Source organism: Rivularia sp. UHCC 0363 (genome assembly GCF_034931125.1).
GTDB lineage: Bacteria > Cyanobacteriota > Cyanobacteriia > Cyanobacteriales > Nostocaceae > Rivularia.
In genome coordinates, this window is sequence record NZ_JAYGHM010000021.1 from 79,951 (window position 1) to 90,193 (window position 10,243).

Sequence of the window (10,243 nt, forward strand, 5' to 3'; positions counted from 1 at the left end):
GTGTGTGACACTTTGAGTGATTTTGAACGAAACAATATTGTTTGTGGTGTCACGCACCAACTAGTTATTGTGACAATAATGACGCTACCGCGTCACGCTCCGCTAACGTAAGTCCTGACTTTTAATACCTATCTTTATACATGGCTAATGTTTAAATATAGCTAATTGCAGTAATTCCTCAAACAAAGCATCACCAAAACTCATCAACCGCAGTGAAGGTGTTTCGTCAAAGATATGTGGATAAAAGGTAATATTATATATGTTGCCTTGATAGGTTAACTGCCAAGTTTTTTGTTGACTGGGGGTAAAAATGACATGGCAATTTTTTAGAGTTACCGAAGTAGTAAATAACTGTTCGATATTTTGTGGTGTGAAGGGTGAAGGAGCAATCGGTTTTTGAATTTCTGCTAAGTCTGCATCCATGTCCATTGTAATCATTTCTTCAATGGCAATTCGGGAGGGAGGGGTATCTATTAGTGAATCGAATTGCGACATCAAAACGTCTTCTTCTTCTGGATCTGCACTCATGACTGCTTGTTCGATGAAGGTGGGTACTTGAGCTAAAATTGGTTGCAGATTGCCGACAACTGTCGCAAAAGCGTTAATGCGATCGCGCAATTTTCGGTAAACTTTTGCTTCTACCGTGCCGTCATAGTAAAAATTGTGAATCCTTACGGTAGAATATCTTTGTCCGATCCGATCAATTCTACCGATACGTTGTTCGACTCGCATGGGATTCCACGGCATATCATAATTAATTAATACACCGCAATTTTGTAAGTTTAAGCCTTCGGAAGCGGATTCGGTACATAAAAGAATTTTGATTTCGTTGTCACGAAAGCGTTTTTTGATTTCTTCTTTAGGAACAATCCACCATTTTCCTTCAAAGTATAATTCCCCACCTCTACCGGAATAACAAGCTATTTGACTACCATAGGATTGCTGCAAAGTTGATCGCAAATAGTCCATTGTGTCGGTGTATTGGGTAAATGCGATCGCGCTTTCACGAGCTAAAAGTTCTTGACGAAGGATTTTGATAAATTGGGAAAGTTTGGTGTCTTCCCCGGTATTGTCAAATTGACGTAATAAATCTTCAAGATACTGGATTTCTTGAGGATCTACTGGTTCAAAGTAGGATTCTAACCCGGTAATTACTGCGTCGTCTGCATCGTCTAAGTCTGCTAAATCATCATTACTTAAAATGCTTCCCTGCTGGGTTAATAAGAAATCCAAACGGCGTTGCAGAGATGATTTAATTGCGTAAAATGAACTAGTTAAGCGTTTGCGGTATAGAGTCATCAAGAAACCCAAACAGGAACGCTGGTCGATTTGAGCTAATCTGTAAAAATGGCGCACGTAATCGCTAACTGCTTGGTACAGGGGAATTTCTCGTTGTGGTTCAAGGGCGATCGCATTGTCGTATACTTCTCTTATAGGAATATCTTTTTCTAACAATCCCCTTTGATAATATTGTCTCAAGGTGTCGCGAGTATGGCGAAACATTAAATCTTTGAGCGGGGTATTTGCGGTTAGATACTGACAAGAAGCGGCGAGCAAGTCTTGATCTGCTAATATTTTTTTATGGTTGACGATTTTTTTACCGCTTTGCCAAGTGTCTTGGATTTTGTAAGCGAGAATTCGGTCTTTTTGATGTAAGAATTGTTGTAATCTTGAACTTGCTTCCCCCCCACGTTGGAAATAATCGCTACACATAAGCTGCCAAAAGTCAAGGGTTTCTGCTTTAGGATTTTGCTGTAGGGATTCAAAATAATTACAGAAATTATCGCCATAACTCCAATGACCTTGCAATCCCAACAGGTATAATAAATCAAAGATTTCGATCGCATCAATTTGCATCGGAGTTGCAGAAAGCAGAATCAAAGACTTAGTTTTCTCCTTCAACCGTGTCATTAATTGTAACAAGCGGTTTGGGGTTTCCTTGCGGTTTTGGGGGCTTTTACGACGAGCGTGGTGTGCTTCATCCAAGATTACCAAATCCCAAGGTTCAGCTTCGAGAAGTTCGAGCATTCTTTCCTTTCTTCTGACCAAATGAGAAGAAGAGAGGATTAAATCGTGAGAATTCCAAGGATTTAACCTCACCCCTAACCCCTCTCCTTGTTGTAACCTCACCCCTAACCCCTCTCCTTGTAAAAGGAGAGGGGAATGATTCTTCTCCCCATTCTTTTGTGAGAGAGGGGGTTGAGGAATTAGGTTCGTAAATTCATTTTGAGCATAACTCCAGAAATGCAGATTAAACTTTTCTCGTAATTCTTCAAGCCATTGTGGTTGAACGCTAGCAGGTGCGAGAATAAGTACGCGCTTGACCTTTTTAGCTAATAGTAAATATTTGAGAATTAAACCCGTTTCAATAGTCTTTCCCAAACCAACTTCATCAGCGATGAGAAAACTTTGAGGAAACATTTCTGCAACCCGACGGAGAATTTTAATTTGGTGAACCCAAGGTTTTATCGGAATAGATTTTAAACAAAAATCCAAACAACCTGGATCTATATGAATATTAGCTAATTGATTAAACTTAACTAACTCATCTTCACTAACTATTAATACCTCATTACTTCTTTCCTCAGCGCTCTCTGCGTCTCTCTCTTGAAAAGTTGCTCCACTTGGGGAGACCCCAAGACCGCACTTTTCGCTGCGGTTTTTTAATCCATCATCTTCAAAAGAATCAAGAATTCGAGTATCAAATTCTATTTTCGCATCCCATATAGGTTTGCGATCGGGAGTATATTGCAAAAGCTTTCTTTGTACAGCTTCCGGAACATCAAATACCCGGACATTCGGTGAAACATCGTACCAAAGTTGTTCAAACCGAGAAACTTCTTCCTCAACGCGATCGCGTTCCCTTCCACCTTCCCAAGAACAATAAACGTGGAAAGATTCGACATTTTTTGACCAACCGCTAATAGATTCGTTATTTGAACCGCTAAAAGCTAAAGTATCACCATTCTTATCATTGAAAATACCAACTTTTTCATGAAAAATATGTTGTGGATCTAATTGTTTTTCGCTAGATTCAGGAATACCATCCTTAAGAGGAATAGCAATTTTGATATCAAGATAATTATTTGCAACTAACCAACTGAGGATTTCAAAATGCTTGAGTTGAGCAAAGTTTTCGGGTGGTTTCAATTCTGCATCTAAACGAGTCAATAAAGTATCTCGTAGCGTATAACCTTCTTGAATTGCTGATAAATCTTGCTGGCTGAATTGACAACCCATAATTAAGCGGATTTGTCCTTCTTGGTGTAGCATTGCTCCTAATCCGCGAGCTACTTTACTGAGGATAGCGCTGCTAAAAAAGCCGGATTTTCGGTCATATTTAATTGCACATTCTAAAGCTGGAATATAAAAATCGGCGATGGTGTTATCAGTGTTGCTAGAGTAGCTGATTTTCCAGGGATAATCGCGTAATAATTTTGGCATATAATACGGTAATTCATATCATTAAAGCGGCTGACACTAACGAGGTCGATTTTCTCGTCCGTGGTAGATACGCAAAATAATCACATCATCTTCAAGGATAACGTAATGAATTATGTAACCGTATTTACCAAAAGTTACTAAAAGTTTCCGTAAGCCTGCTACTTCATCTACTATGGCACCTCGACGAGGATTCTCCTGTAAACTTTCACCAGAAGAAACAATTGCCTGTATTGCGCGTGCTGCTGCATCAGGGTTATTAAGTTTGATAAAATCATAATGGCGATTTAAATCATCTGTCGCGTTTTGAGTCCAAATTATTTGGGACATTAGCGTTCTTCGTCAGTTCCTAAACTATCAGCCCATTCACGTACAATATTATGTGCTATTCCGGAACCTTGACGACGATAATCTTCCAGAGCTAATTTACTTTGTTGAATCATTTCAGCTTCGGTAAGGGGTTGAAAATTTAATGCTGAATCTATTTCACCGTATTCCACAGCTTGAGTCGGTTGATTTGTAAGCAACTGCTCAAAATCTTCTAAGTTTTCGGATGAACTCGTTAACCATGTTAAAAGAATTGTTTTTACTTGTTCTGGTGGTAATGGTTCAAGATGCTCTAATATTTGCTGTTTAATATTGCTTGCTGTCATAATTTTTAAGTTTTGTAGTAGGTTTACTTACTTGTCTCATTTTAACTAATTATCAAAAGAATCTATATTTCTCCCTCGACAAGAATGACGCTCTCGATCAATTTCTTCATAAATTTCGATTAAATCGGGTTGATCTTTCCAAGCACCAAATAATTTATTAAGTTTTGCTAGTCTTTCCTCATCTGTTAAGGATTGCTTGTTTTGAATATTTGGCTCTGAATAAATTTTCAAATCGATAATAATTTCTGTACCGTCAGGAATATTGTTGACTTGTTCTAATAACTCAATATTTTGACCGCGTTTTATTCCTCTAACTTTCATTTTTTTTGATAATTGGTTCTATTTTACTATTTAATTGTAGGGTGTGTGAAGCTTGAATAAATTTCCTTTGAACGCAGAGGAGCGCAAAGGTTAACGGGAAGGAACGCTGAGTTTTTATTGCAATATGTTTTTTAATTTAAGACGTAAAATATTATTAAAATTGCTGATGGTGCGTGACGCTGTAATTTAATATTATTACTACGTTCAAATTTTCTCTAAACTACACACCCTACATCAAAAGTCATAATTATTCCTCTTCTGGAAGTGCTTTAAAGATACCCGGCGGTTGAAACCGCTACTACACAAGCGAAGTCCAGATGGTGCGTGGACTAAAAAAAACAACCCGCGAAGGCGGGTTTTGCCTGTGTAGCCGCGACTTCTAGTCGCCAGGTATCCTCGCCGCTCACTATAAATCTAACTCCAACTGTCCCCCTTGATTCAATTCTAATTCCTGCTGTACGTAGGATACTTTAGCTTTAATTTCATCCATTGATAACCACAATTCTTGCAAAACTTTTTCTTCGGGAATGCGTTTCTTTTCGTCTCTAATTTGCGGGATAACTTTCAAAGCAACTTCAAATGTCCGCATGAATAAATCGTTGCTGACTAATCCCGTATTTTTCAAAAATCTGCGGATGGGTTCGATGTTTTCTTCTTCTTGGTAAAGGGCAATTATGGCATGAAGTCCATCGAGTAGATATTGGGCGGAAAAGTCGTTTTCATTCACCGAGAAAGCGCGTTTTTTGAGTCTTTGTTGGGGTGTCAAAAGTTTACAGCTACCACCTTTTGATTCAATTAATTTATGCTTTTTTGCTAAGTCCGAAACGTCAAAACCACCGACTGCTAAAGCCAGTTGTCGAGCTTCGTCAAAGGGAAATTCGCGGGCTTCAAAGGTGTCCCATGCTAATATATACCATTGGGTTAAAGCATCGATGCCGTTGAAGTCTTTACCTTGTAATAGGTTTTGCAATCGGTATTCCACTATGGCTTGACGCACTTCTTCAAATGCTGCTTTGGGTTCAACTTGATTGCCAGCGCTGTCGAGAATTATAGTATATTTGGTAAATACGCTCAAAGCTGCACCGAAAGCGGTTAAGCATAAATCGATACCGGGGGGTTTGATGCGTTGACGCGGGTTTGCTACTTTATCTGCATCGGGACGAGAATCTGCTGCTATCGCTTTTTCTAATTCTGGAGCTTTTTCAAAGACGATATTTCTGATATCAATGCGAACGTCATCCCACCAAGCTTGTTCGGCTTCGGGGTTGCGTTTGCGACATACTAAAAGTACGGTGCTGGATACGGCGTTTTTCTGCGCTTGGTGCAAATTTTGCGGATTTTCGGTACTCACAGCCCAAGATGCGGTAATCTCGAATCCAGCATCGATCAGTGATTTTGCTAAGACATCCCACGCGCCGGAATCTTTGTGGTTAAATTGTACTGTCATTACCCCATCGTCGCGTAAAACTCGGTGGTATTCAGCAAAAGCCATTGCCATTTTTGCTTCGTAGTCTTGATAAGCTAATTCTTTTGGAGAAACACCCATATTACGGAAGCGTCCCAAATTTGCAACAGCTTCTCTATCTTTATCGGTTAATTCTAAATAAAAAAGTTCGGGAAGAATATCACCAAGAGTACGTTTTAGCCAAACATAGAAGAAATCCGATAGTTCTGCATAAGGTATTGTGTCATAGTAAGGTGGATCGGTGATAACAGCATCTAAAGATTTATCAGGAATATGGATTAAGTTATCAGCGGATTCTACGTTGATTTGAATTGATTTTTCATCATGTTGTTTTCCAAGAATTCCTATTGAATCGGGTTGAGTTCCGAAAAGTGAGCAAAGATTCTTATAATCTGATGCGAACATTTCTACACACAAATTCCATAAATCGCTAGCCCCATTAATTTCTGGATAGTTCCACATTAAGTTAAATGCGTGTTGTGTAGATGCTTTTTTTGAACTTGCCCTTGATGCATCCCATATACATAATCTACAACTTGCATCTGCACAACGGTCTAATACTAAAGCTAAATAGGTTATAGTAGCTTGTGCTTTCTCCAATTCATACTCTGCTTGAATTAATGCTTTTGTTTCGTTGATAATTTCTAAATAAGTTACAAGAGTTAAAAGCTGACGTGGATTAAAATATTTATCCCACGTAGTCAAACCATAGCGATAAGCCATCATATATTGAGGATTATCACTACAAGCTTCTTCAGGAATTAAATGATTTTTAGTAGAATTACTATAATTTTCTTTACTTTTAATTTGAGCTAATCCAAAACCAGAAAAATCTATATCAGTTGGGATTTTGAATTGAAGACTATTAGCACCTTCGCGATAAGCTACTGCATAAAGTTGATGACTAAAGCCAAATTTTTGTGCGTAATCTATTAAATATTCTTGTTCAATTGTATTAGAACAGTTAGGGCATTTACCCACACTTCTTGATACAGTTTTATAATTATCCGGATCGTATTCCCCATCATCAGTTTGAATCGTCGTTCCCTTCCCCTTTCTTCCCTTAACCAATTCAAAATCAACCCGCTTATTTTCAAGATTAGGAATTGGCTTTACCGCATACCAATCACTCGTAACTTTCCTAGCTTGTCCTTTCCCTGCATAATTACTCGTCTTACTCAACCACCAATTCGGACTCAAAGGAACAACCGACTGACAACTCGGACAAACAACGGTATGCGCCCATAAATAATTTTGCACGGTTTCCCCTGGATTACAAGGGAAAAACTCAGCTAACCTTTTTTCGGCTTCATCCCCTACCCACTTCACCCATTTATCGATATCCTGCTGCAAATCCGGTCCAAATTTCAACGGATATTCCATCGCTGCTTTCATCGTCACCACCGCAACGGGATTCAAATCGGAAGCAAGCACGTTTAACCCATATCTCGCGGCTTCAAATGGGATACTACCACCACCCGCAAAGGCATCTAACACAGTCGGTGTGCGAGTTCCCCAAGTTTTCTCACAATAATCCTGAACCTTCTTAATCCTTGTCGAAGTGGGTGGAGTTTTGTAAAGCTTGACTTCCTTTCCCGGTACCAACCCCAATAAATGCTCAAATTCCGTCATCGTCACATCTGCGGGTAACAAAGAAGCCAAAACCGAAGCGCGACTAAAAGACAAAGGCTTGCGAGAATACCACCGATGTAAACCCTTAAACGGATTTCCCCCATGCTCGTAATATACCTGCTGGTTAAGCAATTGTACAGGCATCATTTTCTCGATGAAGAGTTGGGGACGTTTGGGGGTGGGGTTGGACATGGGCGCGGGAGATTGGTAATTTTTAGATCATGTATATTGTAGTGTTTGTAGGGTGTTAAGAGCCGAAGTTCGTGACACCAAGATGGTGCGTTGAAACAACGCTAAAATAAGGACAGATTATAGTAATATTGCACTAAAGCTATGACAAACGTAGTAATCAAGCCTTCATCTTGGCTAACAGAAGGAATCCGAGTTGAGAGAGTCAAGAATCTTAACCTCTTCAAATTTACAGAAGAACTAGTAGTTCATTTCATTAATTCTGACGGGTTTATATCCCAGCCCGTCCGGGAATGCAATTCCCGGTCTAATAGCACAAGTCCTCTGAAGAGGACTAAAATTTTACCCTTCATAACTAATGCAATGCAAAGGAGTACTAGTACCTCACCACATTAGTTATGAGAAGTATTACTTCAGTCCTATTTATAGGACTTATGCTGTTAGACAGGGACTTGCAGTCCCTGGCGGATTGGATGCCCAATCGTGAAAATTTCTAATAGTAGCCAGGAATTTGTAAATAAGAAAATCCAAAATCCAAAATATAAAATCCAAAATCGAATGGCTCAATCATTAACCAAATTAATTACAGTGCAAGAATTTCTGGACACAAAACCAGAAAAGGGACGCTATGAATTACATCATGGAGCAATAGTTGAAATGGCACAGCCGATAGGAGAACATGAAGAGGTAACAGGTTTTTTAACTATTGAAGCTTCTGCCGAAATCAAGCGCTTGCAATTACCGTATTCAATTCCTAAAACAGCACTAGTACAATCCGTCAGTAGTGAATCGGCATACTCTCCAGACTTATTAATCCTCAATAAACCGGCTTTAAAATCAGAAGAATTATGGACAAAATATTCTACCGTACAGTTGGGTGCTTCAATCCCTTTAATAATTGAAGTTGTTTCCACAAATTGGCGCGATGATTATTATAATAAGGTCAGGGAATATGAAGAAATTGGTATTCCTGAATATTGGATTGTTGAGGACACTGCGTTGGACGGGTTTCCCGGCTTGAAGCAAGTGTCCGTTGATTATTTAGGCTTAGGTGGAAACAAATTTATCGGTAAACCCAAACAACCCACTTTATCTATTTATAATTTAATTGATGATGAATATCAAGTTTCTTTATTCCGAGGAAATGACCGGATTATTTCTAAAGCTTTCCCCGAACTAAATCTTACCGCACAACAGATTTTTGATGCCGGAAATTGATATTTATTCGTCAAATATCGGATTTTCCCTACCAATTCCCAACTCCCTGAGCTTGCTTTTAACATCCTCCCAATCGCTACCGCAATAGTAATACTTTTTATCCAAAATATCGGCTATATAATAACCTTGTTTACCACCGTTGATGCGGAAAAGTTCAAGAGCAACTTTTTTCATTGAAGTGTTAAATGCTGAAAATAAATCATCATCTGAAAGTAAAGGAGAGTTAAATAAATTTACAAAAGGTTTTCCATGCTTAAAAGCCCAACCGTTACCGCGACGTTCGATAATTCGGTAGTAAATAGGACGAATAATTGTTGTGTTTAAGTTTGACATAGTTAATATAGATATAAGAAAGATTAAGGAAGATAGCCCCTAAGTGCTAGTTAGGGGCTATCATTCTAGTTAGTTGTTGCCATTCTCAGACTCTTGCTGTGGTTCATCTGCCACATCTTCCAAGTCTTCTTTGACAACTTCCGAGTCTACGAGGTATGTTTCACCAAAGACTTTATCCTCTTTCTCCCAAATGCCTTGAAAAAGACGGATAAAGATTTTAGCTGGATTCCAAAAACCTCGATGACCGTTACCGTTTTTGCTCAATGTATCACCTCCTTAATATTCGCTAATGGGGGACACAATTGTCCCCATATTTATTTTCAATTATTTTTAGACTAATTTTTGTTAATAAATTTAACGTTATAAACCGTGAATAAATCTCAATCCCCCAACAATACCCGAATCGCTTTTAAAGCAGTCCGTTTTTTACCATTACTAACTTTAGCAAACCAATAATGAGATTCTTCGTTACTCATTTCCGTAATTCCAGTGGCAATATTAGCGATTCTTTCCGGTTTAGAAAGCGGTTGTAATGTTTGAATCAGTAAAGCCAGATTAATCCCGGTTTCTTCGCTGACAATATAAGGTGTTTTACGAGTATTATTTAAAGTTTTGGGGTCGTAATTATTCGCTTTTAAACAATCATATATCGCTTGTTTCGCCATAATTAAAGCATTACCTTTCAAACGTCCAATTCGTTTCGCTGAAGGACGCTTTTTTTCACCAGCTTTTTTATAAGCACATTGATATAACTCTAAAGCAAAGTTATTGTTATCGATGGGAACTACACGTAGTTGGAATTCTTGCATTTTTTGTTAATTGGGCATTGGTAATTGGTAATTGGTAATTGGTAACAATCGTAAGTAAGCGAATATAATCCGGCGAATAGAATTCGCAGCTACACAGGCAAAACCCGCCTGCGCGGGTTATAAATAATTAGTCCACGAAGGTGGAGCCTGTGTAGCTGCGGTTTCAACCGCCAGATATTAAA

General features: G+C 38.7%; 9 protein-coding genes. 1 reads left to right on the top strand and 8 read right to left on the bottom strand.

Features of this window, described 5'->3' with window-relative positions:
- Window positions 1-144: 144 nt before the first annotated feature.
- The 5 genes from VB797_RS14180 to VB797_RS14200 all read right to left on the bottom strand — a co-directional run bounded on the left by VB797_RS14180 (window position 145) and on the right by VB797_RS14200 (window position 7,704).
- Window positions 145-3,444, bottom strand: a complete 3,300-nt coding sequence (locus VB797_RS14180) for a helicase-related protein (protein ID WP_323238330.1) — start codon at window positions 3,442-3,444, stop codon at window positions 145-147.
- A 36-nt stretch (window positions 3,445-3,480) separates the two neighbouring features.
- Window positions 3,481-3,771 (bottom strand): type II toxin-antitoxin system RelE/ParE family toxin, encoded by a 291-nt coding sequence (locus VB797_RS14185; protein WP_323238331.1) that lies wholly within the window; start codon window positions 3,769-3,771, stop codon window positions 3,481-3,483.
- Window positions 3,771-4,094 carry a hypothetical protein gene (locus VB797_RS14190; RefSeq protein WP_323238332.1) on the bottom strand — a complete coding sequence of 108 codons (324 nt, stop codon included), beginning with the start codon at window positions 4,092-4,094 and terminating at the stop codon, window positions 3,771-3,773. Before VB797_RS14190 ends, VB797_RS14185 begins: the two co-directional genes overlap by 1 nt.
- Before the next feature lie 45 nt (window positions 4,095-4,139).
- Window positions 4,140-4,415 (bottom strand): hypothetical protein, encoded by a 276-nt coding sequence (locus VB797_RS14195; RefSeq protein ID WP_323238333.1) that lies wholly within the window; start codon window positions 4,413-4,415, stop codon window positions 4,140-4,142.
- A 406-nt stretch (window positions 4,416-4,821) separates the two neighbouring features.
- Window positions 4,822-7,704, bottom strand: a complete 2,883-nt coding sequence (locus VB797_RS14200; protein ID WP_323238334.1) for a DUF1156 domain-containing protein — start codon at window positions 7,702-7,704, stop codon at window positions 4,822-4,824.
- 555 nt (window positions 7,705-8,259) lie between these two features.
- Between VB797_RS14200 and VB797_RS14205 the strand changes: the two genes are divergently transcribed.
- On the top strand, window positions 8,260-8,919 hold the full coding sequence (locus VB797_RS14205; protein ID WP_323238335.1) for a Uma2 family endonuclease: 660 nt from the start codon (window positions 8,260-8,262) through the stop codon (window positions 8,917-8,919).
- Between the two features lie 3 nt (window positions 8,920-8,922).
- On the opposite strand, the gene VB797_RS14210 is transcribed toward VB797_RS14205, so the two are convergent.
- The 3 genes from VB797_RS14210 to VB797_RS14220 form a co-directional block, all read right to left on the bottom strand.
- Complete coding sequence (locus VB797_RS14210; RefSeq protein WP_323238336.1) at window positions 8,923-9,252, bottom strand: hypothetical protein; 330 nt, start codon at window positions 9,250-9,252, stop codon at window positions 8,923-8,925.
- Between the two features lie 69 nt (window positions 9,253-9,321).
- Window positions 9,322-9,516 carry a hypothetical protein gene (locus VB797_RS14215; protein WP_323238337.1) on the bottom strand — a complete coding sequence of 65 codons (195 nt, stop codon included), beginning with the start codon at window positions 9,514-9,516 and terminating at the stop codon, window positions 9,322-9,324.
- Between the two features lie 116 nt (window positions 9,517-9,632).
- Window positions 9,633-10,061, bottom strand: a complete 429-nt coding sequence (locus tag VB797_RS14220) for a hypothetical protein (RefSeq protein ID WP_323238338.1) — start codon at window positions 10,059-10,061, stop codon at window positions 9,633-9,635.
- Window positions 10,062-10,243: the final 182 nt, after the last annotated feature.